General features: G+C 43.6%; 20 protein-coding genes and 4 tRNA genes. 11 read left to right on the top strand and 13 right to left on the bottom strand.

From position 1 onward, the window contains the following. Positions 1-57: 57 nt before the first annotated feature. A complete protein-coding gene (locus QJS82_RS09860; RefSeq protein WP_281490355.1) occupies positions 58-603 on the top strand; it encodes an ABZJ_00895 family protein in 546 nt (181 codons plus the stop codon). 175 nt (positions 604-778) lie between these two features. Continuing rightward, complete coding sequence (locus QJS82_RS09865; protein ID WP_201620333.1) at positions 779-1327, top strand: DUF421 domain-containing protein; 549 nt, start codon at positions 779-781, stop codon at positions 1325-1327. Between the two features lie 143 nt (positions 1328-1470). On the opposite strand, the gene QJS82_RS09870 is transcribed toward QJS82_RS09865, so the two are convergent. Next, positions 1471-1917, bottom strand: coding sequence for a DUF2147 domain-containing protein (locus QJS82_RS09870; protein ID WP_201624145.1), 447 nt, complete (start codon positions 1915-1917; stop codon positions 1471-1473). Positions 1918-2239: 322 nt separating this feature from the next. On the opposite strand from QJS82_RS09870, the gene rlmH reads away from it, so the two are divergent. Both rlmH and QJS82_RS09880 read left to right on the top strand, forming a co-directional pair. After that, positions 2240-2728 (top strand): 23S rRNA (pseudouridine(1915)-N(3))-methyltransferase RlmH, encoded by a 489-nt coding sequence (rlmH, locus tag QJS82_RS09875; RefSeq protein WP_201624147.1) that lies wholly within the window; start codon positions 2240-2242, stop codon positions 2726-2728. 64 nt (positions 2729-2792) lie between these two features. Next, a complete protein-coding gene (locus QJS82_RS09880) occupies positions 2793-3713 on the top strand; it encodes a DODA-type extradiol aromatic ring-opening family dioxygenase (RefSeq protein WP_201620330.1) in 921 nt (306 codons plus the stop codon). 64 nt (positions 3714-3777) lie between these two features. On the opposite strand, the gene QJS82_RS09885 is transcribed toward QJS82_RS09880, so the two are convergent. Beyond that, positions 3778-5271 carry an amidase gene (locus tag QJS82_RS09885; RefSeq protein ID WP_281490356.1) on the bottom strand — a complete coding sequence of 498 codons (1494 nt, stop codon included), beginning with the start codon at positions 5269-5271 and terminating at the stop codon, positions 3778-3780. Between the two features lie 397 nt (positions 5272-5668). Then, on the bottom strand, positions 5669-8962 hold the full coding sequence (locus QJS82_RS09890; protein WP_281490357.1) for a DNA translocase FtsK: 3294 nt from the start codon (positions 8960-8962) through the stop codon (positions 5669-5671). 553 nt (positions 8963-9515) lie between these two features. On the opposite strand from QJS82_RS09890, the gene trxB reads away from it, so the two are divergent. The 3 genes from trxB to QJS82_RS09905 all read left to right on the top strand — a co-directional run bounded on the left by trxB (position 9516) and on the right by QJS82_RS09905 (position 11981). Continuing rightward, complete coding sequence (gene trxB / locus QJS82_RS09895; protein WP_281490358.1) at positions 9516-10538, top strand: thioredoxin-disulfide reductase; 1023 nt, start codon at positions 9516-9518, stop codon at positions 10536-10538. Further along, a complete protein-coding gene (aat, locus tag QJS82_RS09900; protein ID WP_281490359.1) occupies positions 10539-11381 on the top strand; it encodes a leucyl/phenylalanyl-tRNA--protein transferase in 843 nt (280 codons plus the stop codon). Positions 11382-11543: 162 nt separating this feature from the next. Further along, entirely contained in the window at positions 11544-11981 is a 438-nt protein-coding gene (locus QJS82_RS09905; RefSeq protein WP_281490360.1) for a MerR family transcriptional regulator, read from the top strand. 64 nt (positions 11982-12045) lie between these two features. Here QJS82_RS09905 and rimI read toward each other — a convergent pair whose 3' ends face one another. The 10 genes from rimI to QJS82_RS09955 form a co-directional block, all read right to left on the bottom strand. After that, positions 12046-12534, bottom strand: coding sequence for a ribosomal protein S18-alanine N-acetyltransferase (rimI, locus tag QJS82_RS09910; protein WP_281490361.1), 489 nt, complete (start codon positions 12532-12534; stop codon positions 12046-12048). 198 nt (positions 12535-12732) lie between these two features. Next, positions 12733-13923 (bottom strand): elongation factor Tu, encoded by a 1191-nt coding sequence (gene tuf / locus QJS82_RS09915; protein ID WP_068405116.1) that lies wholly within the window; start codon positions 13921-13923, stop codon positions 12733-12735. Between the two features lie 490 nt (positions 13924-14413). Then, a tRNA-Thr gene (locus tag QJS82_RS09920) sits at positions 14414-14488 on the bottom strand. A 114-nt stretch (positions 14489-14602) separates the two neighbouring features. Further along, a tRNA-Gly gene (locus QJS82_RS09925) sits at positions 14603-14676 on the bottom strand. A gap of 85 nt (positions 14677-14761) precedes the next feature. After that, positions 14762-14845, bottom strand: a tRNA-Tyr gene (locus QJS82_RS09930). Between the two features lie 65 nt (positions 14846-14910). Continuing rightward, positions 14911-14986: transfer RNA gene (locus tag QJS82_RS09935), tRNA-Thr, on the bottom strand. A 440-nt stretch (positions 14987-15426) separates the two neighbouring features. Continuing rightward, positions 15427-16581, bottom strand: a complete 1155-nt coding sequence (locus tag QJS82_RS09940; protein WP_281490362.1) for an FHA domain-containing protein — start codon at positions 16579-16581, stop codon at positions 15427-15429. A 133-nt stretch (positions 16582-16714) separates the two neighbouring features. Continuing rightward, positions 16715-17569, bottom strand: a complete 855-nt coding sequence (locus QJS82_RS09945) for an RsiV family protein (RefSeq protein ID WP_281490363.1) — start codon at positions 17567-17569, stop codon at positions 16715-16717. Positions 17570-17808: 239 nt separating this feature from the next. Next, positions 17809-19404 carry a peptide chain release factor 3 gene (locus tag QJS82_RS09950; protein WP_183620030.1) on the bottom strand — a complete coding sequence of 532 codons (1596 nt, stop codon included), beginning with the start codon at positions 19402-19404 and terminating at the stop codon, positions 17809-17811. Between the two features lie 157 nt (positions 19405-19561). Next, positions 19562-20428 (bottom strand): hypothetical protein, encoded by an 867-nt coding sequence (locus tag QJS82_RS09955; RefSeq protein ID WP_281490364.1) that lies wholly within the window; start codon positions 20426-20428, stop codon positions 19562-19564. A 364-nt stretch (positions 20429-20792) separates the two neighbouring features. Between QJS82_RS09955 and QJS82_RS09960 the strand changes: the two genes are divergently transcribed. The 4 genes from QJS82_RS09960 (at position 20793) to QJS82_RS09975 (ending at position 25812) form a co-directional block, all read left to right on the top strand. Further along, positions 20793-21206 carry an Ohr family peroxiredoxin gene (locus QJS82_RS09960; protein WP_068034453.1) on the top strand — a complete coding sequence of 138 codons (414 nt, stop codon included), beginning with the start codon at positions 20793-20795 and terminating at the stop codon, positions 21204-21206. A 287-nt stretch (positions 21207-21493) separates the two neighbouring features. Continuing rightward, the gene (gene polA, locus QJS82_RS09965; RefSeq protein ID WP_281490365.1) at positions 21494-24448 is read left to right on the top strand and encodes a DNA polymerase I; all 2955 of its coding nucleotides are present in this window, start codon (positions 21494-21496) and stop codon (positions 24446-24448) included. Positions 24449-24687: 239 nt separating this feature from the next. Next, the gene (locus QJS82_RS09970) at positions 24688-25224 is read left to right on the top strand and encodes a hypothetical protein (RefSeq protein WP_281490366.1); all 537 of its coding nucleotides are present in this window, start codon (positions 24688-24690) and stop codon (positions 25222-25224) included. 246 nt (positions 25225-25470) lie between these two features. Beyond that, on the top strand, positions 25471-25812 hold the full coding sequence (locus tag QJS82_RS09975) for a hypothetical protein (protein ID WP_201562155.1): 342 nt from the start codon (positions 25471-25473) through the stop codon (positions 25810-25812). Positions 25813-25889 lie beyond the last annotated feature (77 nt).

Genomic DNA, 25889 nt, shown 5'->3' on the forward strand with positions numbered 1-25889 from the left:
TTTTTAGCGCTATTTGTTTAAAAAAACCTATGCTCACCCCTTTATAAAGGTCATTTTATGTCACGTAAACCAACGCAGCTTAGCAAGTCTCCCAGTAGGTCAGGAGATAGTCAATCAGGAGCTAGTCAGTCGGGAAGCAAGACACCGCTATCAAACCCAAAAGCCACTCAACCTAAGATGGCGCAATATGTTGGTTTCTTTGCCGTTGGTTATATTTTAGCTAGCGCCATATTTATGATGATTCAAACCAAACTTGCCTTAAACTCGCAATTGATCACAGTCATCTCTATCGTCATCGGCGCTTATATTGCCGTGCATAAATTTATCAAGCATCAGCAGCGCGCACTGGATAGAGGCGAGATTAACCGCTTAATGTTCGGCGGCGTTGCAGTGGTTTGGCTACTGACGATTATTTATTTCTTGGGAATCTGGTTTTTCTTATTTGATGCGGTGAGCCGTGAAGTGTTGATGGAGATGAGCATGCAGCAGCCACTACCACTGCTTTCAGCATTAGTCATGATATTGGTGCTGAGCTTAGTCAGTGCACGCATTAGCATTTGGGCCGTCAATCGCTTACTTGACCCCAAGCGCAAAACCATTTAATTATTATTGAAATACTTAGCGCTTTTAAATAGCCAGTAACCTTACCTATTTATCACTATCCAAGCGCATACAAAGTTTTTGTCCTATGCATGAGTAAATTACGGTACGCTGTTTCTATAAGGTTTCATGTTAAGTAGTATTTAAGTGACATAAATAATCAATAGGAGCTCAAGCAATGGACATGCTTTTTTTCGATAATATAGACAAGCTCGGACGTATCGTGCTGACGGCGGTAACGGTTTACGTTTTGATTGTTATCATCACTAAAGTCTCTGGAAAACGCTCCACTTCGCAGCTTAATAACTTTGATTGGATTGTCACCGTGATGATTGGCTCACTCGGTGCCAGCACTATTTTACTTAAAGACATTCCACTTATCGAAGGCATCTCTTCTATCTTGGTGCTGTATGTCATGCAGTTTTTGGTCACCAAATACGCCTCTATTTCACCGCAATTTAGCAGCTTTATTTTATCCGAGCCGCGCATTGTCTTTTATCAGGGGCAGTTTTTACCCGATGCGATGCGTGCTGAACGCTTGACCCGTCAAGAGCTTGAATGTGCCATGCGTTCTGAAGGGGTGAATAGCTTCGATGATGTCGAGGCCATCGTTTTTGAATCGGATGCTCAGCTGACCATTATTCCAAAACCTGCCTTTTCTGATAACAATGACAATCATCAAAGCGAAGAAAACACGGTGTCAGAAACCATCGCCCCACTTATGTAAAACAATTGGCAAAAGTTAAAGACTGCTGAAAGTTAAAGTATAAAAAAGGATAGCCGATATAAACCGACTATCCTTTACTTTTATCTTCAATTATTACTAACCGCTATAATCGTTATTTATCCATAACAATCCTAGTGCGGAAACTACTTAATACGCTGCCACGTTTGCGAACGACCAAAGACTGGGGTACCAACAAAGCCACGGAGTTTTAAACTTTGACCATTATCACTTAGGGTTAATTTGCCAGAATAGGTTTTGCCGGATTCAGGGTCGACCAGCTTGCCATCACTCCATTGGTTATTACCATCCGCTTTTAAACCTGAGAGTATCTGTAAGCCTTCAACCGGTTTGTTTTTTAGGCTACCAGGACATTTGGTACAAAGCGCATCCGCCTTTTCTTTATTCAGTACTTTAATGATTTTTCCTGACACTTTACCGCCGCTTTCTGTTAACTGAATGACGGCCTTTTTTTCACCGGTTTTATCATCGATGGTTTGCCATTGCGTGCCATTTAGCGAAACAGCAAACACAGAAGTAGAGAGCAGCGCGCCTGCGCTAAGGGCAATTAGACTTGATATAGTGCGTTTCATGAACGACTCCTTTCGTTTAAAAAAATGTTTCAACCTATCTTTTGGTTTATCATAAAGACCTCACAGTGTTGCTCGTTATTTTATGACTGGTTTTATAGCTTGGGTCATTACTCGTTCATTTGCTTTATTGCTTTTAACGTTCTGCCACTATTTTTATAGCGCAGAGTTTAATAATAAGCGAAAACCAGCAAAATAAAGAACAACTGTTTGTCGAATGCCCGTAAAGCACAAAATTATGCGTTGTAAAAGGTCTGTTTGTTACAATAACTTAAGCGCAGAATTCTTTTGTTACATTTACTCAATGATCAAAGTGGTATGTATTATGAAAGTAAGAATATTGACCGTCGGTAATAAAATGCCCAAGTGGGTACAAACCGGTTTTGATGAATATTTCAAACGTATTCAACCGATGCTTAGCACCGAAATCGTAGAAATTGCGGCGGCAAAACGCGCCAAGAATCCGTCAGATGCCAATTTGGCGCAGTACCGTGAGCAAGAGGGTCAGGCGATATTAGCCGCCCATGCGGCAGGAGGGCGTGAGCAACTATGGGTGCTGGATGTAAAAGGTAAAATGCTCTCTACCGAGCAGTTGGCCGATAAATTGGCCGATGGCATGCAGCAAGGCGATGATATTGCCCTAGTCATCGGCGGTGCTGACGGTGTATCGCCAGAAGTATTGGCAAAAGCCGATGTAAAATGGTCGTTATCCGCGCTGACCCTACCGCATCCGCTGGTGCGCGTGGTACTGATGGAGCAGCTTTATCGGGCGATGAGTATCAATCACAACCACCCTTATCACCGCGGTAATTAAAAGTAGTAATTAAAACGCCTACAAAACAGATTGAAATATAGGCGCGCGCCCTAATACATGCTACATGAAACATCCTAAACCTGCACTACCTAAAGCCTTAAGCGCTCATACGCAAGCTGATGACAAGCGCCAACATCTAACGAACTCAAAGCCGACGCCTATCACGGCAGCGGCTGCTTGGGCAGATGGACCTGAGATATCGAGGGCAGCGACAGTATCGAAACGACCAAAATTGCCCGCGCTATTTATCTCGCATGGGGCGCCGACGCTTGCAATCGAGCAGTCAGCTACTACTAGCGCACTGGCACGCATTGGGCAAAATTTACCTAAGCCGCGCGCCATTATCATTATGTCGGCGCATTGGCAGTCGGCTAAGCTTGAAATCAGTAGCAATCCGCAACCAAAAACTTGGCATGATTTTTCAGGCTTTGCGCCAGAGCTATATGATTTGCAATACCCTGCCGCCGGACAACCAGCGCTTGCTGAAACCTTGGCACAGCAATTGACGGCGCGCGGTATTACCTGCCGCGTAAACCCTTTGCGCGTTAGCGATCACGGGGTCTGGGCGCCGCTTTTGCATCTGTATCCAGAAGCTGATATCCCTATCGTGCAAATATCGCTACCACGGCATTATGACAGTGTCGCTTGTTATCAATTGGGCGCGCAACTGGCGCAATTGCGGGATGAGCAAATCCTTTTGATTGGTTCAGGAAGTATCACCCATAATTTGCAAGCACTACGCTGGCAAGCAGAGAGTATCGATAAAACCGCTAGAGACTTTAAAGTTTGGCTATTACAACAGCTTAAAACAGACATTCCGAGCGCCTTAGACTGGCAGCAGTATCCTAATTATCAGAATGTACATCCAAGTGATGAGCACCTATTGCCGCTATTTTTTGCTTTAGGTGCGGGTCAACGCGTCTCTGTGGTACACCAAAGCATGGCGCACCATAGCTTGGGTATGGATATTTATCGTTTTGATTAAGCTGTCTTAATCAAAACGCTTTTTATAAAATACATTTATTAGAAATCATTGCGAGTATATAAGACTATTTCTCAAAGGCAGGTTTGGTAAATAACCCCGCGCGCTCCATCTCGCCAGCAATACTAAATAGTGTCGTTTCATCATTCATACGCCCAATCAGCTGCATACCAATTGGCAAGCCTTTTTTGCTCATCCCAACAGGCAATGACATCGCCGGTAGCCCCGTAACATTACCTAATAAAGTAAAACCCATTTTACCGAGTACGGGTGAGCTGAGTTTTTCAATCACGCCTGAGCTAAAGGCATATTTACCCATATCAATGCCTTTATTTAGCAATCCGGCACTACGCATGAGCATCTCATCCATACGGCTTGGCGGCAGTACGCCATGTTTAACGGCAGGGGTCGGTACAGTTGGGCACAAAATCATATCGTAAGTTTCAAGCAATAGACCGGTTTGATATTGGCTATGATGCCAGCCATGCTTAGCATGTGCCAAATCAACGGCGGATAACGAGCGTCCGAGCATCGCCATATTATAGGTTTGTGGCTCAAGGTTTTGGATATGCTGGGCGCCATAACAACGCTCGACATAATCGATGGTAAAGGCGGTATGGGCGCAGACTACCACTAAAAAATCATGCCAAAACTGCTCAATATTGATATTAGGCTCAGCCGGTATCACGCGATGTCCCATGGCTTCTAGCTGCTTAGCGGTCTGCTCTAATACAGCGAGTACCTCTTTATCAACCACGGTATTGGCCACCAATGGCTGTTGATGCAGGGCAATGGTTAATTGCCGTGGTGCGCGCATCGCTGCTTGCAAGAATGTCCCATCCGGCGGGGCAATGATAAAAGGCGCACCGATTTCCGCACCGCTAGTCGCATCTAGCATCGCTGCGCTATCACGTACAGAGCGCGTAATTACATGGTCAGCGACCGCCCCTTCCCAGCCTTCACCAATGGCTGGACCCATCGGATTACGACCACGGCTAGGTTTGAGTCCAAACGCGCCGCACCATGCAGCAGGAAAACGTATTGAACCGCCGCCATCACCCGCGCCTGCCATCGGTACGATACCACTTGCCACAGCCGCCGCACTACCGCCCGATGAACCACCAGAGCTATAGCCTTTTTTAAATGGATTATGGGTGGCGCCATGCGCTTTTGGTTCAGTGGTAATAATCAAACCAAACTCAGGCGTATTGGTTTTACCAAAAGTATTTACGCCGCTGGCTTTCATGCGTTTAACGATTTCACTGTCATCATCAGGCACGATGTTGACGCTACGACTGCCCATGGTAATTGGCTCATCCGCAAAATAGAAGGACAGGTCTTTGAGTAAATAAGGCACGCCATTAAATACGCCTGCTGGTAAGCCTTTTTGCGCCGCGGCATAAGCACGCTCATCAAAACGATGGATAATAGCGTTTAATTTAGGATTAAGCTGATTGGCTTGCTCAACTGCTGCATCGAGCAATTCTTTGGCGCTGACTTCCCCTGCGTTAACCAATGCTGCCAACGCTATCGCATCATATTGGGTATATTCTTTAAACATAACTGACCTTCCTTGGAGAGTAATTGCGTTAAGGTGTATTCTTAGAATTTATGCCTATCTATCTGCTAAACCACCCCCAGTTTAGTATAAAAAGCCGCTGTTTATAATCGATAAACAAACTCATTAGTCATTCGGGTATTAGGGCGTGTCCTCAATTCAATCGATGGACATCTAAATGGGCTAAAAATGGCTCAATGAAATAAGTACAAGTATTATAACGCGCTACTGGTATTCATTTCCCTTGCTTGCTGTGCCTACGCAGACAGAGGCTGCGCAAAATTAATACCAGTAGCTCTGCGTTCATTTTATAGCGGATCGCCTATATCATCTTTTCCCAATAAAAAAGACGAGTCACTTTCGTCACTCGTCCTTTTTGCTATCTAATGATATCTAAGCGCTACATTAACAGCTCACGCTTACCACTTTTACCCATAGAGCTGACCAAGCCAGCCTCTTCCATTGAGTCAACGATACGCGCGGCGCGGTTGTAGCCGATACTAAATTTACGCTGAATACTAGAGGCTGATACTTTACGCGTTTCCATGATAAATGCCACGGCATCATTATAAAGGTCATCGTCTTCGCCAGAAGCATTGGCCGCACTAGCACCACCGCCAGGACTCATTAATTCAAAATTGCCCGCCATATTATCAATATAATCGGGCGCACCGCGTTCACGCCACGCGTCACAGACACGATTGACCTCTTCATCACTGACATACGCGCCATGCACACGGTCAGGCTCAATTTGCCCTGGTCCTAAAAACAGCATATCACCATTACCAAGCATATCTTCGGCACCGCCGCTGTCTAGAATAGTCCGCGAATCCACTTTTGAGTTCACCCGTAACGCTGCACGCACAGGAATATTGGCTTTAATCAGACCAGTAATGACGTCGACCGACGGACGCTGGGTGGCAAGCATTAAATGAATCCCTGCTGCTCGCGATTTTTGTGCAAGACGAGTGATAAGCTCTTCGGCTTGCTTACCGACTTGCATAATCATATCGGCAAACTCATCGGCGACAATGACAATCATCGGCAATGTTTTTAGCTTTGTCGCTTGGCTAATACTAACGCTATCATTGGGACGCCATAAAGGATCCAGCATCGGATTGCCCGATTTTTCAGCAGCGATAACTTTTTTATTAAACTCGTTAAGTTTACGCACCTTTAATAAGCTCATCAACTGATAACGGCGCTCCATCTCTGCCACACACCATGACAAGGCACTAGCCGCTTCCGTCATATCAGTGACCACTGGCGTTAGCAGATGCGGAATATCATTATAGTTGGCAAGCTCAAGCTGCTTTGGATCAATCAAAATAAGGCGCAGCTCATTCGGCGTATATTTTAGCAGCATCGACAGTAGCATCGAGTTGACCAAGACCGATTTACCAGATCCTGTGGTGCCGGCAACCAACATATGCGGCGCGCGAGCAAGGTCAGTAATAATCGGATTACCGCCGATGTCTTTACCCATTGCCATACTGATTTGGGCTTTAGGGTCGTTAAATTTCTCCGTATTTAACAGCTCAATCAAACGCACCATTTCGCGCTGCTTGTTTGGCACCTCAATACCAATATACGGCTTACCCGGAATAACCTCGACCACACGCAAGGACGCCATCGATAACGAACGCGCCAAATCGCGTGAAATACCCGTCACTTTACTGGCTTTTACCCCAGCAGCAAGCTCTACTTCAAAGCGCGTTACTACCGGCCCTGGAATCGCATTAACCACCGACGCTTTTACATTAAACTCTTGCAATTTGATTTCTAATAGCTCGGACAACTGTTCAAGCTCAGCCAATGTATAGCTCGGCTTACGGTCAGGATCTGGCTTATCTAAAATAGAAATTTCAGGGATAGGTGTAAGGCTACTGCGATAAGCAGCCGTTTGCATCGAGCGTGATTTTTGACTGAAGGCGGCATCATCGCTAATATGCGGCATCACAGGCAGGTCAGTGTCGTCAGCTCGACTGTCATCTTCTGGCATCATGTCAGCAATATGATTGCTGCTATCGCCTTCTGGCACCGCAAAGCTTACCGTAGGTTTAGTGGCGGTGACCGGCGAAGCATTTGTTTCTGTAATACCAGTTGCTGCTGTCGGCTCGAGTTTAGGATTGGCAGGCGGCGTATTGGTCGGTGTCATATCAGTAACTTTAGCAACGTTACTAATCGTATCCACTGGCGTAGCAAACTCTGCTGCCGATGTACTGACTGTTTCAGGCTTAGCTAAAGGCTCAGTATCATAAGAAGAATCGGGTTGTTCGATAGACCAACTTTCAGACAAGTCATCTATTGAGTCATCAACCACATTATTTAATGAATTAACATTTAATGAATGATCAGCTTTCTGTTCCTGTGCTGCGGTATCAAACGAGGTGTCTAATACCGGCGCTTCAATCAAGGTTTTATCTTCTTCTAACTCAGGCGCGACTGCAACTGCCGCATGTTCTGCTAGCCAAGCATCAACTAAGCTATCAATTGCTGAGCTATCAACGCTTTCTGTCGTCTCAAGTTCATCAGCAGCAGCATTAACAATATTATCAGAAGTATTAGGCGCAGCAGATTTATCGAAACCTTGGATGTTCGTGTTTGAAGCAGCAGCTGCATCATAAACAAACGTATCCTGCCCAGCAATGGCCTCACTTGCCAACAAATCATCGACCGTATCGGCATCATTCCAAGCAAAACTTGGTTCAACTTTGCGTGCAGGCACCATCACAGGATTTGCGGTAGGCGCTGACGGTTGCTGTTGGTTAACATGACTAAAACTGCTTGCATTAGCTGAAGCCGTTTGTAATTGCTCATCCTGCGCTGTGCTGCTGGTTGCAGTTTGTGCCACTGCTGCAGCGGCTGACATGGACGCTTTGACGCTAGCACCTAGACCCGACGTCGCTAAAAAATCTTTCAACACGTTATTAAAACGACCACTTTTATCGGCTGTTTGAGCATGATTTGCATGGTCAGTAGCTGACAAATCTAATGGTAACTGCTCAAAGCCTTGCGCCGCTTTTTCATCGCTCACACTTGCATCATTTTGCTGTTGTTCAGACGCTGTCTGCGCGGCTTGTCTATTATCACGTTTACTATCATTGTCTTGAACTGCAGCATCACGCCATGACCATGTTTTGATTTTTTGATAAATCGCCAGCCAATGAATATTAAAGGCAAAAGTGGCGGTAATTATCACAAATACCGTTAAAAAGGTCACACTGCCCCACTGCGATAATAGCTGTGCCAAACGTGCTTGCAACTCAAGGCCAATAATACCACCAGCAATGCCTTTAAGGCCGGACACCATTGGATCGGCCACTTGCTGTACTAGCGCTACCAATTGCGCAAACAAGGCACTGGCACTTAATAGCAAAAACACATAGGCAACTAAGCGTAATAACCAAAACGTTGGTTTGTTATCCCACCAAATCAGCACCGACTCATAAACCAAAAACGCCAGCAACCACCAAGCTCCAAAACCAAAGAAGCTATAGAGCAAATCGGACAGCCACGCGCCCATCTCGCCGCCCATATTATTTACGGCAGTCATATCACTACTGATGTGCGACCAGCTCGGATCATTACCGGTATAAGTCATCAAAATGACGAATAAATAAACCGCCAGTATTAACCCAAGCAGGGTAAATATGCCCTTTTTTAAATACTCAATAAGTGGTGCTGATATCACGTAAGATCTGCCTTGTTGTTAATACTCGTTATTAATATTAAATGGTCGCCAGTTTATGAATAAAGCTAGTTATGCTTACTATGCTGAAATGGTTTTGTGCTGATAAGTGACAATATACCAATATAAGTAAATCACTTACTCTAGCTACTACTACCCTTGCATAACTTCTTATAATAACAAATACATAGGCGTAGTGGCGACAGTGTTATCAAGAAAGAGGGTAAGAAAATAAATCTATCAGTGGTTTAGCAAAAAATGCGCTCATTAACCGAACATTCGCCACACTTTTCAGTAATAAAGCAGCGGGCAATAAAAAATTCTGCTTTCATTTTAAAAGCAGTTTTTAAACTCTCCGTACTTTGATTCTAATGATATCCATATTCATTTTAGCAAACTTGCACTTTTTGCCCTCAGCCCTTATGTTATTATCACACAGCAATAAGAAAAACCATATTCATCGCGACTTTTAGCGACTATTTTTATAACATTTATCATTTGTACCACGTATTTTAATTTTTATATTTCTCATTTAGATAGCAAGCAAGGAAATTTTATGGCAACTGATAGCACGGCTCCTCGCCACGAAAAACTCATTATTTTGGGCTCAGGCCCTGCCGGTTACGCCGCTGCCGTTTATGCGGCACGCGCCAACCTAAAACCTGTGATGGTGACTGGTATGGAAGTTGGCGGGCAGCTGACCACCACCACTGAGGTCGATAACTGGCCGGGCGATGCTCATGATTTAACCGGTCCTGCGCTTATGGATCGCATGAAAGCCCATGCCGAGCGCTTTGGTACTGAATTGGTTTATGACCATATCAATGAGGTTAATCTTAATGAGCGTCCTTTTTCCTTGATTGGTAACAATGGTAGCTATACTTGTGACGCCCTAATTATCTCAACGGGTGCCTCTGCGCAGTATTTAGGCTTAGAGTCAGAAACCAAATTCCGAGGCCTCGGCGTATCGGCTTGTGCCACCTGTGATGGCTTCTTTTATAAAGACCAAAAAGTCGCCGTCATTGGCGGTGGTAATACCGCCGTTGAAGAAGCTTTATATTTATCAAACATCGCTTCTGAAGTTACTTTAGTCCATCGCCGCGACAGCTTACGCTCTGAGAAAATCCTACAAGATAAGTTGTTTGAAAAAGCCAGAAACGGTAACGTCAAAATCGAATGGAACCATAAAGTCAAAGAAGTAGTCGGCGATGATATGGGCGTCAATGGTCTGATCATTGAATCTATGATTGATGGCAGCACCAAGCAATTAGATACCATGGGTATGTTTGTCGCCATTGGCCATAAGCCAAACACAGAGTTGTTCAAAGGTCAGTTGGACATGAAAGACGGCTATCTTATTGTTAAGAGTGGCCTAAATGGCAATGCTACTCAAACCAGTATCGAAGGCGTATTTGCCGCAGGTGACGTGGCCGACCACGTGTATCGTCAGGCCATTACGTCTGCGGGCACTGGCTGTATGGCAGCGCTTGATGCCGAGAAATACTTGGATGCTATCGGTGAGACGGTTGCAACCGATCATACGTATGCATCGACATTGACTGCTGATAAAGAAGCATAAATGAGCAACTTTGCTAAAGACGACGGCCGTATTGATATCGATGTCAATGCGACTGATATAACGCCTGAGACCTTCCGTAAACACATCAGAAGTCTTGGGCGTTACAACTTCCCTGACCCTACGATGGTTGATCCTGATGGCATTGGTATCGTTGCCGTTGGCGGAGATTTAGCGCCTACAACGCTGATTTCTGCTTACGCGCAGGGATTATTTCCGTGGTTTAATGAAGATGAACCTATCGCTTGGTGGTGTCCAGAGCCGCGCTGTATTATGCTGCCCACTGACTATAAGCCCAGTAAATCGCTGCGCAAGCAAGCGGGTCGCGAGCGTTGGCAATTAACCCTGAATCAAGCGTTCGATGACGTTATCCATGCTTGTAGTCTACCGCGTAGCGACGGTAACAATGACACGCTGCCCGAGGGCGAACATACTTGGATTCATAGCGAGATGATTGATGCCTATACCGAGCTGCATGCTCAAGGCTTTGCGCATAGCATTGAAGTTTGGGATGATCAGCAGCAGTTGATTGGTGGTTTATATGGCTTAAAGATAGGCGGTATTTATTTTGGTGAATCGATGTTTCATGTCGCATCGAACGCGTCAAAGCTCGCCTTTTGGGGCTTGATGCGTTTATGTGCCCAAAGCAAAGTCGAATTGGTAGACTGTCAGTTACCAAATGGGCATCTGCTGAGCTTGGGCGCTGTAACCTTGCCACGTGCTGAATTTTTAGCACAGTTAGATACCCTTATTGGCAGCCGTTCAGTCAAATGGCAAAAGTACTCTCATCAACCTCTAGCCGTATCATTACTTGATAAACCACAGCCGTGGCAATTAAAAATATAACGCAAATTCACAAGGCAAATAGCTTGGTTTAAAAATGAGCGTATTTATTGCTTTCCAATATAACTTTAAGCAAACTCTCTTTAAACAAACATAGCTTTAAACAACGCTTCCAATCATCATTTATACAATAAGTAAGTTAAATATTTTACTTACGAGGTTAGCATGGCACCTGATACCGCATTTTTATTGATTGGTACACTGGCGACCGAGGCCAATACCACCAAAGATACCATTCGTCATTACGACCAATTGGGACTACTAAAATCTCGCAAACGCCAAGCAGGGTCACGGCTTTATACCGAGTTTCATCCAGAGTGCGTTGAGCGTATTGAGCTGATTAAAAGCGCCCAAGCCATCGGTTTTACGCTGACTGAAATCAAAGATAGCCTTAATGATTATTATGATGGCCAGCTCGATATTGGTTTGCAGCTAAGTCTTACCCAGCAGAAACTTGCCCAAGTAAAAAAGCAGCAAGCGACCATTGGCTTAATGATAGAGATGTTGGCTGAACGTATTGAGGTTCTTGAGCGCATGAAAGCAGACAGTGACTATAAGCTCAATGTTGAAATCTGTAAAAAGAAAATACCCTCACAACCCTAGTCAAGTTACCGGCAAACATCTTAACTTTATCTTCAAGCAGAATCATCAGCGTTAATTATAACTATTAAACATAAACGCGCTGCATAATTAACGCATCAACTGCTGGCTGATGTGGCACTTGATAATAGTTTTTACGCGTATGAATCACAGCAAACGCTTGCTGCTCATATAAATCAATTGCGGCAAAATTATCTGCCCGCACCTCTAATAATAAGCTCTCTACCTGATTGCTCATTAACTCTTCATTTAATTGTGCAAAAATTTGCGAGGCGATACCCTGACGCTGATAGTCAGGATGGGTGCCAATACGCAATATCTCTGCTTGCTCAAAAATAACTTGATAGAGGCAGTAGCCAATTACTTTATTATTATCGGCTTTATCTTCTTGTTTATAAACCATCAGCATATGCATACTGTCTTGCGCAAGCATTTCAACTAGCGTCTGATACGTCCATGCGTCGTGCGGCTGTACTAGTAATTCGATATTTGCCACGGCTTCAATGGTTTGTTGCCGCTTTGATGTATGGGTTGCTAGCTTCTCGATAATAAACACAGTTGTTCCTTTTATTATTTTATTCAAGTTTACTTAAACTCAGTTACATCTATTTTATCTTAAATATTTATCATTAATTTTTAATCACCTACTTTCAAGATAAAGCGCCCACAAAAAAAGCCACCCTCTTACAAGGATGGCTTTTTTCTAACTGCTTAACGTGATCAGATTACTCTAATAGCGTTAGTGCTTTAATGCTTAGCTAAGTACGTTAGCAACAACACCAGCGCCTACAGTACGGCCGCCTTCACGAATAGCGAAACGTAGACCTTTGTCCATAGCGATTGGGTGGATAAGCTCTACGCCCATCTCAACGTTATCACCAGGCATAACCATTTCAGTACCGTCTTGTAATTGGATTGCGCCAGTTACGTCAGTAGTACGGAAGTAAAACTGTGGACGATAGCCGTTTAGGAATGGTGTGTGACGACCACCCTCTTCTTTGCTCAACACGTATACTTCAGCGTCAAACTTGGTGTGAGGAGTGATAGAACCTGGCTTAGCAAGTACTTGGCCACGTTGTACGTCTTCACGTTTAGTACCACGTAGTAGTACGCCACAGTTTTCGCCTGCACGACCTTCGTCAAGCAGTTTACGGAACATCTCTACACCAGTACAGGTGGTTTTTTGCGTGTCACGGATACCAACGATTTCGATCTCGTCACCAACACGTACGATACCAGATTCAACACGACCAGTAACAACAGTACCACGACCTGAGATTGAGAATACGTCTTCGATTGGCATTAGGAATGCTTTGTCGATGTCACGCTCTGGCTCTGGGATATAAGTATCTAGGATACCTAGTAGTTCTACTACGGCTGGTTGGCCATATTTGCCTTCGTCGCCTTTAAGGGCTTGGGTGGCTGAACCTTTTACGATTGGGGTGTCATCACCTGGGAAGTCGTAGTCGTTAAGAAGTTCACGAACTTCCATTTCTACTAGCTCAAGCAATTCTTCGTCATCAACAAGGTCACATTTGTTCATGAAGACGATGATGTACGGTACGCCAACCTGACGTGAAAGCAGGATGTGCTCACGGGTTTGTGGCATTGGGCCGTCAGTTGCTGATACAACTAGGATTGCGCCGTCCATTTGAGCGGCACCGGTGATCATGTTTTTAACATAATCGGCGTGACCTGGGCAATCGACGTGTGCGTAGTGACGTGATGGGGTGTCATATTCTACGTGTGAGGTGTTGATGGTGATGCCACGTGCTTTTTCTTCTGGTGCTGAGTCAATAGACGCGTAGTCTTTGGCTTCGCCACCAGAGGTGATTGCTGCTACGGTTGCGATAGCGGCGGTTAGGGTTGTTTTACCGTGGTCAACGTGTCCGATGGTACCGACGTTGACGTGTGGCTTGCTGCGTTCAAACTTGGCCTTTGCCATGGGTATTTCCTCTTTTTTGATGAATCTTTAACAATCAAAGATCGGTAAATAGCTGTTTGACGGCTCATGATGCATAAAAACCATCAAACCGTTGACGCTATGGTTTTACTACTAAAGCTTATTTGTTAACAAGAATTTATAGCGCTACAACTGTCTATATCTTTATATAGAGACATTATACGTGCTTTTCAATCACTTGCACATTGCCGCGTATTATAACGCACATTGGCAATGCTACAATGCGACATTGTCTTCCTGTGTTTTTTTAATAAACAGACTTATTAATAAACGGATTTATTAATAAACTGACAGCACTAAAAGGCAACACCTCAGTGTCACCCTTAAATCATTATCTGCCACACTCTGTTTATAATTTTCAATATTCTATAATTTCGATATCGATATGTATATTTTGTAAAATACAATACTTTATTAAAGTGCCCCGCTTTGTCAAAAGAGCAAAGCCAATATAAAACACTTGAATAATAAATGGAGCTCATATTGAGAATTGAACTCAAGACCTCTCCCTTACCAAGGGAGTGCTCTACCGCTGAGCTATATGAGCGTGCTTTTAAAAACTACAGTAGCCAACCACTGGGTTGCACTAAAAAAAATATCACGATACAGCAATAATAACTGACTGTCGTGATGATTGATAGTTGCTGCGATGGTGCATATATGGAGCGGGTGGCGGGAATCGAACCCGCGTCATTAGCTTGGAAGGCTAAGGTGTTACCATTATACCACACCCGCATTTACTCTTATGCTGTTTGACTCTGATAGCGAGTCGTTCAGGATATAGAGTATGCTTGGCGCTAGGACAAACTTTGAAAGAATATGGTGGTGGGAGAAGGATTCGAACCTTCGAAGCTTTCGCGACAGATTTACAGTCTGTTGGGTTTGACCGCTCCCCAATCCCACCTAGATTGCTTGATATAAAATCACTTTAATGTGAAGCAAATTCATAAAAAGCGACTTTGAAAGAGATGGTGCCGACTGCCGGGATCGAACTGGCGACCTACTGATTACAAGTCAGTTGCTCTACCAACTGAGCTAAGTCGGCTTGTTCTCTCAAAGTGGTGGCTATTCTATCAAATATTTTGATAGACGCAAGCTCTTTTTTGGTTTTTTTAGCATTATTTTCATAAAAACCGTCAAACACTTGATTACGTTACTGTTTTTTCTAGCGTTAAATCGCGCTTTTTATCGCGATTGATATTATCAGCCGCGCGGAAACGTAAATAGCTTGCCACTACGTCCTCTAGTACCGATTATTTTTACCACCTAAATCAATAATAAAACCTTTTAATTAACTTTATATTTTATGACTTTTAACAAATGATTCATAAAGTTAATCTATAAACGGACAATTTATGCAGTAATTCGGCAAACTGCCAGTGATAATTAGATAACCTTTACAATTTTGCAGGTTAAATAAATGATATCAGCTGGCAGATGCGTTTTTTAAGGAATGTTATAAGCGATTTTTAATGATAAATCGCCTTATACGATGCCCATATTAAACAACCATAATGCTAGGCCAATAATTAAAACTGCCACAAAGACCCATATAAACCAACCGCCGCTGGGCTTTTTCTCAACCTGTCCCGCATTAGCAGGGTTATTAATGGCTTGATCCATGGCATTATTACCAGCTGTACCAAGGTCGCGAGGTTGACCTAAGTTGGCAGTGCCTGCGAACTGCGAAGTAGCAGCTTGCTTGGCACGTAATACATCAGGATCTGCTTCTTCTTGCAGAGCAGTTTTGGTGGTTTTGTCATGCTTGGCAGCGTCTGCTTCTTCTGGTACTTGACGAGCTGCCTTCTGTATTGGTTCTTCTACAACAGGCGCGCTCGTTACTGCCTCTGTTGCTGCCTCTATAGTCTCTGTAGGCTTGGTTTCGGCCTGTTTATTAGGCTCAGTGACCACTGCTGCTGTTTCAATCGGTGCGGCTTCGACTGGTATTGCTTCACTACTATTATCTGTCGCTGACAAGACTTCATCGATTCCTGTTTCTTTTACCACTGGCTCTGTCACCACTGCTTGTTCAATAGTTGCTTCTTCAACAACAGATTCTTCAATCACTGGTTCAGCCTCTACAATTTCAACAGGTTCGGCTGGAGTGTCTGCAACAGGTAAGAACTCTTCAATTTTCGTTTCTTTGACCACAGGTTCTTTAATAACAGCCTCTTTAACCACAGGTATAGCGGCAGCAGGTGCTATTTCGCCAACCGTGTCAGCGCTAGCGCTTAGTGCTGGCTCATCTGTATCTGTCACAAGTGGAGCGGCTTTCTCATTAGCCAATGTCGCAGCAACTGGCGCGCTTACCTGAAAGCTAAAGCTTGCAAAACCTAGCGTATCATTGGCAGCAAGGTTTGTAGATTTATTGGCCTCAATGCGCTGCTCGTTGATAAAAGTACCGTTTGACGATTCTAAGTCCTTCACGTACAACTCACCGTTTAATACGCTCAGCACCGCATGATTGCGTGACACTTGCTTGCTGCCGAGCACCACATCATTGTCGCTACCGCGTCCCACAGACAGGCTGTCACTGACTGTCAACGTCAGATCACCCAAGGCTTCGGTTAGGGCGTTAAGCTGCCATGTTGCGCCATCTGTGGCGACTGGTGTATTGGCATTTTCTATATGGTTCGTCATGCTATCACTCCTTATTTTTATTAAATGTTCAATGGCTATCTTTTTAAATACTTCTCTTTATTAAATAGCGTTCCTTATTCAATAACTGTCTTCAAATGATGAGCTTAATATCCGCTGAGATTTATCGTCTGTATTATTTAGGAATAAAGCGGGGTTTTATAATACCGCCAAGTTTCTCGTAGGGGATACTAAGCACGGGCATACCATAGGCATAGGGACTAATAGAGTAATGCTGATAACGAATATCGACCCCTTTATCGGTCAATGTTACGTTATCACTTAAGGTAAACGGCCAGCTTTTCTCATAGCTTACAACGTCTTCATCGACCGTTTTGACCCAGTTTTTATAGGCATCATAAGCTAAGGCTTTAAAGCGGGGTTTCTTGTTAGGCTGGAGCATATCTGCTAATTGGATTTGTTTTTTGCTCTGTTGGTCAAACACCAGATATTCGCTATATGGCATACCATGAGCGCCGCCCGTATAAACGTACGAGCTAATCTCGAACAGCTCGAAATCATTCACATGACCCAAGTATTCAGGCGTGACCATTAAGTTATAGACGAAAACGCTGTCTTCGGGCAAATCAGCAAACTGTGAGTTAACAAACCCATCGATAGCAGCTTTGACATCTGCTGGGCTACTTTTTTTAGTAATAGGCGCAGATTCAGTCGGTTTACTATTAACGACCAAATGATTGATACGCTCATTGGTCAGCTTATTTATCCAAGGATGATTGGTCTTGAGATATTTAACCTCAATCTCTGGGCAGTTATCACGCGCCGCGCATTTTTCTTCTATTTTTTTCGGTAGCTCATACTCTAAATACTCAGTGTGGCTAATCAGGCTCCCAGCATGCGCTGATAAGCTTAATGCGCCAAGCAGCAGCCCACCACCTAATGAGGTTATTAGTCGCAGCCAAGCCGTCTGTGAGGCAGAGTTTTGAGACCATTTTGACTTATTAGTATGTGGTTGGAGTGCTGCTTTCATATAGCCTCTTTAATATGCAGATAAGGTGTCTTGATATTCTACCGTAACCATTCTGTAGTATTGTAGGTACACTGTTTGTGTTTTTGGATACTTAGTATTTCTGACAATTGGTATTTCTGATGACCAGTGCTTTTGGCAAATAAGCCTTTATCCGTTTATTCGTTGTAAAAATTATCCGTAATAAAAAAGACACGATATCGTGTCTTTTAAAAGTAAGCAGGAAGATGGATAAGCTGATTTTAATGCTCGCGTGTATTGCTAAACGTCACTTCTGGATAGCGGTCTTGCATCAGCTGCAAGTTCACGCGTGATGGGGCTAAATAGGTCAAATAGCCGCCGCCATCTATCGATAACTGGTCATGCGCTTTACGTTTAAATTTCGCTAACGCTACTTCGTCATCGCAATGAATCCAGCGTACGGTTGCAATAGATACCGGTTCAAAGATACATTGTACCTTGTACTCTTCTTTTAGACGATGCGCGACCACTTCAAACTGTAGGACACCGACCGCGCCCAAGATTAAATCGTTATTAATCTGCGGCATAAAGACCTGCGTTGCGCCCTCTTCACTTAACTGCTGCAGACCTTTTTGCAGCGCTTTTGATTTAAGCGGGTCTTTTAATACCACACGGCGGAACAATTCAGGAGCAAAATGCGGAATACCGGTAAAGTTCAGCTCCTCGCCTTCGGTAAAGCTATCACCGATAGAAATCGTTCCATGGTTATGTAAACCGATGATATCACCCGGATAGGCTTCTTCTAGCGCTTCACGGTCACCAGCAAGGAAAGTCAAAGCATCAGCAATACGTACGTCTTTACCCAAGCGCACATGCTTCATCTTCATGCCTTTTTCGTACTTGCCTGAGCAGACCCGTAAGAATGCAATGCGGTCACGGTGACGCGGATCCATATTGGCCTGAATCTTAAACACAAAGCCGCTAAATTCGGTTTCGGTCGCTGCCACTTCGCGCTCATTGGTCGGGTGCGATTTTGGCGGCGGCGCATATTTGATTAAAGTATCCAGCACCATATTGACGCCAAAGTTACCCAGCGCCGTACCGAACAATACCGGTGTCATCTCGCCCGCCAAGAACGCCTCAACACTAAACTCTTCTAGCGCCATTTGTACCAGCTCAAGTGACTCTTCAAAAGCGTCAAACATCAGCTTACCCAAACGCTCACGAATATCAGGATAATCATAGCCTTCGCGCGTTTCAGCGACCGTCATATCACCGCCGTGACCTTTTTCATATAGATAGGTTTTGTTTTCGGTTAAATGATAGACGCCAACGAAATCTTGCCCCATACCGATAGGCCAAGTAACCGGAATACATTTAATCTTTAATACCGCTTCGATTTCACTCAATAGCTCAAGTGGCTCACGAATCTGGCGATCAAGTTTATTGACAAATGAGATGATGGGCGTATCACGCATCCGGCAAACTTCCATCAATTTGATGGTACGTTCTTCGACACCTTTTGCACCATCGACCATCATCAGCGCACTGTCTACCGCGGTCAGAGTACGATACGTATCTTCACTAAAGTCGGCGTGACCCGGGGTATCTAGCAGGTTGACCATATGGTCTTTATAAGGGAACTGCATGACCGAGGTGGTAATAGAGATGCCACGTTCTTGCTCCATGCTCATCCAATCAGATGTCGCATGGCGGTCGGTTTTGCGGCCTTTAACTTCACCAACCACCTGAATCGCTTGACCCCAAAGCAATAGCTTTTCTGTCATGGTGGTCTTACCCGCATCGGGATGCGAGATAATGGCAAAGGTGCGGCGTTTGGCAACTTCTTTGCTTAATTTTTTTGGATCTACGCTCATAATTTTTGGCTTCAACGTTGGCTAATTTAGAAATCAATCTAAATAAATAGTGTCAATAATGGGCATATTGTAACGGATTTAGCGTCTGGGTGCAGAATTAGCGCATAAAAAAACACTCCCTGATAATCAAATAGCGAGTGTTTAGATGGTTTTATATTTAATAATAGCGCTTGATTTCTCTTTCCAAAAAGTCGGCGGCAACCTCATTGACGATGGTGCAATCAACCACACTACGAAAGCTATTGGTGTTCGGATTGCTGCTGCCTTTGGCAACATAATCGGCTTCGTAGATGCCCGTATCATATTCAACGCCGTTGTACTGGTAAGCAGGTTGGTTTTTATAGGCAAAAAACGTCACCTGTGCCGCGTGTTGTTTATTGTCCGCTCCAACCCCAAACTTAGAAGTGCTATAGCCTCTGTTGTCATCAAATCTTGCTTCAGCAGCGTCAATCCATTTATCCAGTGCTGAATAACCGGTTTTGTCTTTTTCATTAAATGCTAAAAACGCGCGCTCGCTTGTAACGACTGGAATATAACAAACGGAGCCGGCTGGAAATGCCAACGTCGCTGGAATTTTAGGATAATGGTTTAAGCTCGTAATGATGCCGCGACTGTCGCTTACCGTATTCCCTGCAAGATAACTGTCCGCTTTTACACCTGATAAATCCAAGGTTTTATAAGTGACTTCATAGCTAGACTTGTTATTGGTGTTTTTCTCATAAATAGGACGTTTAACCGTGCGACCATTCACCTCAATATTTTTATTTTCCAGTCGCCCTTCAAAGTTATTTGCCAATATCGTTTTATCTAAGGTATTTAAACTCTGATTACTATAATTATTGACAAGATTTTTTATTTTAATCTCGCGCGCGCCTGTGCGGTAGCTCTCATCAATACGTGCAATCGCCGTAGCGTTTACTTGACTGTCATAGCTATTAGCAAAGCTGGTCAATGTAATGTTATTACTGCCACCCGAGCCATAAATACCGTTATCTTCTTCGCAACCGACAAGAGCAATCATCATTAAAGATAAAATACTTGGTATTACAATTAATTTCCTCATTGACCCGTTCATCAAATAACGTCCTTATAGCTCAGTTTTTTGCCATCTATGCTGATGGGGTTACTATGACCATTTATACAATGAGTTTACATTAACACATTCATGATTTATATATCAAAATGCTTCGATTATCGCTAACCTGACAGACATGATGCATTTACCCACTTACAAACTTGTAGCATATGTTTACTACTGTCCCATTGCGCTAATCGAGCAGCTTGCTATGCTATAAGTCCTATTAAGAAAAGGCTTATCGAGAAAGTCTTATCGAGATTGATAGCCAAAGTTTACTTCAATTATAAAAACTGACAACAAAGGATGTGTTATGAAAACTCTATATTCTACTAAAGGCACGGTTACTGGCGGTCGTACAGGTAGTGCCAGCCTTCAAGACAGCGACTTGACGATTAATATGGTTGCACCGGGTTCTGGTAAAGAAGGCAACAATCCAGAGCAACTATTCGCCATGGGCTATGCTGCTTGCTTTGATGGTGCACTTGCTGCCGTCAAAGGGGTAGAAAAAGCAAAGTTTGATTCTACCACTGAAGTATCGGTAGATTTGATGAAAGGTGAAGGTCTAGATTTTCAATTGGCCGTTAAAATCCATGTGATTGGTGAAAATACAGAACTATCAGCGGATGAATTCCAACAGTTGGTTGAGAAAGCCAATAAAGTCTGCCCGTATTCTAAAGCTACCCATGGTAATGTCGATAGCGAAGTGACTTCAGAAGTAAAATAAGCGCTTAATAATGACAATGTCGTGAAATATAAAAAGCCATGAAATGTAAAAAGCCATTAAATATATACAGCTATTAAATATATAAGAAGAACTCAGCTGGTCTGGGTTCTTTTTTTATTGGCGACGAATTTAGCTCGTCAACATCGTAATTGTTTATTATTTCCACGATTCATTGATTAGTTTGCCATCAATTCGGCAAGAAGATTTTTTATCGTTATAATGAAGGTATCTTTTTATCCAATTTTTTACTCAATACTTGCTGCCCCATATTTGATAAGTGACTTTTTATGACTGCCAACGACCACAACTCGCACTCGCCCATTAATCCCAATACGCTACCAAACTTTGCCTCCATGCCAAATGTGGCGACGATGGATACCAGTCATGTGGACAAAAACCAGCCGCCCTTTATTTTGGTCGATGGCTCTTACTATCTGTTTCGCACTTATCATGCCTTACCAAAGACCATGCAAAACTCTCAAGGTCTGATAACCAATGCCATACGTGGGACGTTGAATGCGCTATTGAAATTAATGCGCCGCTATCACCCAACCCATATGGCGGTCTGCTTTGATACCAAATCACCGACTTTTCGCCATGCGATGTCAGAGGAATATAAAGCCAATCGTCCAAAAATGGATGTGGAGCTTGCCGAGCAGATTCCGTATATCCATAGCTTAGTTGCCGCCCTAGGGATTCCCTTACTCCGTATCGAAGGTGCAGAAGCCGATGATATCATCGGTACGCTCGCCTATCGTGCTGTCGCTGAAGGCCATCATGTAGTCATCTCGACTGGTGATAAAGATATGATGCAGCTGATTAATGACTGCGTGATATTAGAAGATAGCTTTACTGGTAAAATTACCGATAGCACAGGCGTGGTCGAAAAATTTGGTATCAATCCTGAGCAAATGATTGACTTTTTGACTCTGATGGGTGATTCCTCTGACGGCATCAAAGGCGTGCCGGGTATCGGCAAAAAGACTGCCAAAGATTTGCTCAATGAGTATGGCTCTATCGACAATATGCTCAAAAACGTCGCTGATATCAAAGGGCGTGCGGGCAAAAATCTGGTCGAATATGCCGATGATATTCCGATGAATGCGCAGCTGGCAACTATCGTTACCGATTTAGAAATTGGCCAAGATTGGCAAGATTTAAAAATCAATACCGACCCTTGCGCGCATATCGATGAGCTACGCGCTCTATATACTGAGCTTGAGTTTAGAAACGAGTTGGCCTCACTGGATCACCCCAATCACCCAGCCAATGGTTCGCAAAGTGTCGCCAATAGTCAGGCGGATGCTGAATCACAAGCACAAATCGCTAAATCCTTACAATCAAGCACCATCGACAATATCACCGACAGTAAAAGTCATGATAGAGCATGGCATACGATTTTAGATGAGCCCGCTTTTGACAGCTTGGTTAAACTATTAGCAGACGCACCGCATTTCGTTATCGATACCGAAACCACCAGCGTTTATTGGCGTCAGGCTGAATTGGTTGGTTTGTCTTTTGCGGTAAAAGCGCACGAAGCCTATTATGTACCGCTCACGCATAATCTAGAAGGCGATAAGCTGACTGCAAAGCAACTTGATCGCGATACGGTATTAGCAAAACTTAAACCTATCTTAGAAAATCCAAACATCGGTAAAATCGGTCAGCATCTCAAATATGATGCCCATATTCTCAGTCATTATGATATCGACTTAGTAGGCAGCATTCATGCCAGCCCTAATAACTGGGCGATAGATACTATGCTTGCCAGCTACGTCATCAATGCCGCCATCACTCGTCATGGTATGGATGACTTGGCGCGCCATTATCTACAAACACAGACTATCAGCTTCGAGGATGTCGCTGGTAAAGGCGCTAAGCAAGTTAGCTTTGACCAAGTCGCCATCGATATTGCCAGCGACTATGCTTGCGAAGATGCCGATATTACCTATCAGCTTTTTGATGTCTTTAATAAGAAACTGTCTGATGACGAAAATAACGCTAAGTTGCTACACGAATTAGAAATTCCCACCGCCGAAATACTCTGCCAAATGGAAGCCCACGGTATCTTAATCAAGCGCCCATTTTTAAATGAGCTATCAAAACGTTTTGATGAAGAAATCATTGCCCTTGAAAAGCGTGCTTATGAAGTGGCAGGCGAAGAGTTTAATCTCGGCTCGCCAAAGCAGCTTGGTGAGATGCTGTTTGATAAGCTTGGCGTGCCTGGTGGTAAAAAAACCAAGTCAGGGCAATACTCTACTAGTGAAGCCGTATTATCAAAAATTGATCACCCATTGGTCGATATCACCCTTGAATATCGCGGTCTGTCTAAGCTTAAAAGCACTTATACCGATGCGCTTGATAATGTTGCAGATGCGCAGACTGACCGCGTACATACCAGCTATCACCAAGCACTGACCAGTACCGGTCGTCTGTCATCAACTGATCCTAACTTACAAAACATTCCGATTCGTACTGCCACTGGCCGCTTGATTCGTCAAGCCTTTATCGCACCAGAAGGTCGCGTTATTTTGGCTGCGGATTATTCACAAATTGAATTACGTTTAATGGCGCATTTCTCAGGTGATAAAAACCTAACTCATGCCTTTAACGAAGGATTAGATATTCACGCGGCCACCGCAGCTGAAGTGCTAGGCAAAGAGGTTACTGATGTCACCCCGACCGAGCGCCGTAATGCCAAAGCCATTAACTTTGGCCTACTCTATGGCATGAGCGCTTTTGGGCTTGCCAAGCAGCTACAAATGAGCCGCGGTGAAGCGCAAGACTATATCGATATGTACTTTAAGCGCTATCCGGGTGTCAAAGACTATATGATTAATACTCGTGCCAGCGCCCATGATAAAGGCTATGTCGAGACCATATTGGGCCGCAAGCTTTATACACCTGATATCAGCCATAGCAATCGCATGGTCAAACAAGGCGCTGAACGTGCTGCGATTAACGCGCCATTACAAGGTTCGGCAGCTGACTTGATTAAACTTGCCATGATTGCCGTTGATAAGGTGTTGCCAAAAGAGCAGGCCAAAATGCTGCTACAAGTCCATGATGAGCTGGTGTTTGAAGTCGACAGCGACAAGGTCGATGAAATCAGCAAGCTTATTACTGATGCCATGCAAGACGTCTTAACGACCACCGCTGTTGAAAAAGGTTGGCAGGTAGATTTTGCTGTACCTTTATTGGTTGAAACAGATAGTGGTCAGAACTGGGATGAAGCGCATTAATCGTGCAAACAAAGGCAGTTATAATAGCCTTTAATACTGCTATTAATGCTTCTATTAATACAGTTAAAGATGGTAATTGAACACTGGCGTTTATACTCTGCCATAGCTGTGCAATGACTCTTAGCAGTATAATAAGCACACGTTACTTTTATATATATTAATTTTTAACATATTAATAACGGTTTAAAGTGAGCTTGTGCGCTCACTTTTTTCATTTTTGAAAACTAGGAAGCTTTATTTTGATTGCAGATGGCATCATCGAATTACCGGGTATTATCATATTAATCGCGTGCATATTGCGCTGTGTTCAATATGTGATACAGAGTGAGCTGAAACTGGGGCACTATTTTTGGTTGGCATCTGTATTGACATTTTTTGCTGTGATTCGCCGTGAGTTGAACTATGTACCCGAACTTTTAATTCCCAGTAACTTTACATTTTTAAATCACTCGTACGATTGGTGGGAAGATGCTGTGCTGTTAACGGTGTATCTGCTGATTGTGGGCTTATTAGCTTATAGTTGGCGTTATCTGTGGATGGTATTAAAAAAAGTTCCTGTGTCGCTATATATCGCTGTGGTTGCCTTAGCACTGTTAGAATATAGCGGTGAAAATGCCATTTTTATACCAGAAAGTATTGGCGAGATAATAGAAGAAATCGCAGAGACCGGCGTTTATACGATTGCCTTGATTTATTTATGGACATTTAAACTTGATAAGTTTGAGAGACATTTTTTACCTCAAAAAAATTATCATGCACCGTGTAAAGCCAACTAACAGAGACTTTCAGCTAACAAAGCTCATCGGCTAGCAACACCATTCACGATAACAACTGAATAACGGCTGCTCAATATGGGCAGCCGTTTTTTTGCCTTTATAGACTTGCCTTCTTACATTTTTTGAACATCCTGTGACACCTTACTACTATCAGTTACCATCATAACGCGGCACACTGATAAGCAGATTTCACCGATGACCAATAATACCGTGAATGGCATTTATAACTATAATGAGGACATATCCATGGACAATACAAAAACCCCACTACCAGAAGAGATGGATCATATTGAAGGTGACGACAATATGAATGACAACGAAGTCGGTAGCCAAGAGATTGATTTAAACAACCCTATGCTGCACACCTTTGATAATGACGATATGATTGATAATAGCGCAGGATTTAATAACTCAGAAGTTGGAACAGACGCAACTCAAGGGCTGACGCCGATGCATCGGCAAAATATTGATGAAGCTCGGATTGATGAAGTGTTAGTCGAAGACAATTTAGACGATAAAGATTATCCTGATATTGTTGATATTGCAGACAGAGATGCGGCAAAAATTTCTAATGATGACAATTTTTAGAAATCACCTATTCGTAAAATAGAAAATAATTCAGAAAAAAATACCGAACATTATGTCCGGTATTTTTATGGCTTAAG

It is taken from the genome of Psychrobacter maritimus (assembly GCF_029953575.1).
GTDB classification, from domain to species: Bacteria; Pseudomonadota; Gammaproteobacteria; order Pseudomonadales; family Moraxellaceae; genus Psychrobacter; species Psychrobacter maritimus.

What these genes read in the sequence shown, in the direction of transcription:
- QJS82_RS09860 (WP_281490355.1), top strand. Translation starts at nt 58, where the DNA reads ATGTCACGTAAACCAACGCAGCTTAGCAAGTCTCCCAGTAGGTCAGGA.
- QJS82_RS09865 (WP_201620333.1), top strand. Translation starts at nt 779, where the DNA reads ATGGACATGCTTTTTTTCGATAATATAGACAAGCTCGGACGTATCGTG.
- QJS82_RS09870 (WP_201624145.1), bottom strand. Translation starts at nt 1,917, where the DNA reads ATGAAACGCACTATATCAAGTCTAATTGCCCTTAGCGCAGGCGCGCTG.
- rlmH (WP_201624147.1), top strand. Translation starts at nt 2,240, where the DNA reads ATGAAAGTAAGAATATTGACCGTCGGTAATAAAATGCCCAAGTGGGTA.
- QJS82_RS09880 (WP_201620330.1), top strand. Translation starts at nt 2,793, where the DNA reads ATGAAACATCCTAAACCTGCACTACCTAAAGCCTTAAGCGCTCATACG.
- QJS82_RS09885 (WP_281490356.1), bottom strand. Translation starts at nt 5,271, where the DNA reads ATGTTTAAAGAATATACCCAATATGATGCGATAGCGTTGGCAGCATTG.
- trxB (WP_281490358.1), top strand. Translation starts at nt 9,516, where the DNA reads ATGGCAACTGATAGCACGGCTCCTCGCCACGAAAAACTCATTATTTTG.
- aat (WP_281490359.1), top strand. Translation starts at nt 10,539, where the DNA reads ATGAGCAACTTTGCTAAAGACGACGGCCGTATTGATATCGATGTCAAT.
- QJS82_RS09905 (WP_281490360.1), top strand. Translation starts at nt 11,544, where the DNA reads ATGGCACCTGATACCGCATTTTTATTGATTGGTACACTGGCGACCGAG.
- tuf (WP_068405116.1), bottom strand. Translation starts at nt 13,923, where the DNA reads ATGGCAAAGGCCAAGTTTGAACGCAGCAAGCCACACGTCAACGTCGGT.
- QJS82_RS09940 (WP_281490362.1), bottom strand. Translation starts at nt 16,581, where the DNA reads ATGACGAACCATATAGAAAATGCCAATACACCAGTCGCCACAGATGGC.
- QJS82_RS09945 (WP_281490363.1), bottom strand. Translation starts at nt 17,569, where the DNA reads ATGAAAGCAGCACTCCAACCACATACTAATAAGTCAAAATGGTCTCAA.
- QJS82_RS09950 (WP_183620030.1), bottom strand. Translation starts at nt 19,404, where the DNA reads ATGAGCGTAGATCCAAAAAAATTAAGCAAAGAAGTTGCCAAACGCCGC.
- QJS82_RS09955 (WP_281490364.1), bottom strand. Translation starts at nt 20,428, where the DNA reads ATGATGATTGCTCTTGTCGGTTGCGAAGAAGATAACGGTATTTATGGC.
- QJS82_RS09960 (WP_068034453.1), top strand. Translation starts at nt 20,793, where the DNA reads ATGAAAACTCTATATTCTACTAAAGGCACGGTTACTGGCGGTCGTACA.
- polA (WP_281490365.1), top strand. Translation starts at nt 21,494, where the DNA reads ATGACTGCCAACGACCACAACTCGCACTCGCCCATTAATCCCAATACG.
- QJS82_RS09975 (WP_201562155.1), top strand. Translation starts at nt 25,471, where the DNA reads ATGGACAATACAAAAACCCCACTACCAGAAGAGATGGATCATATTGAA.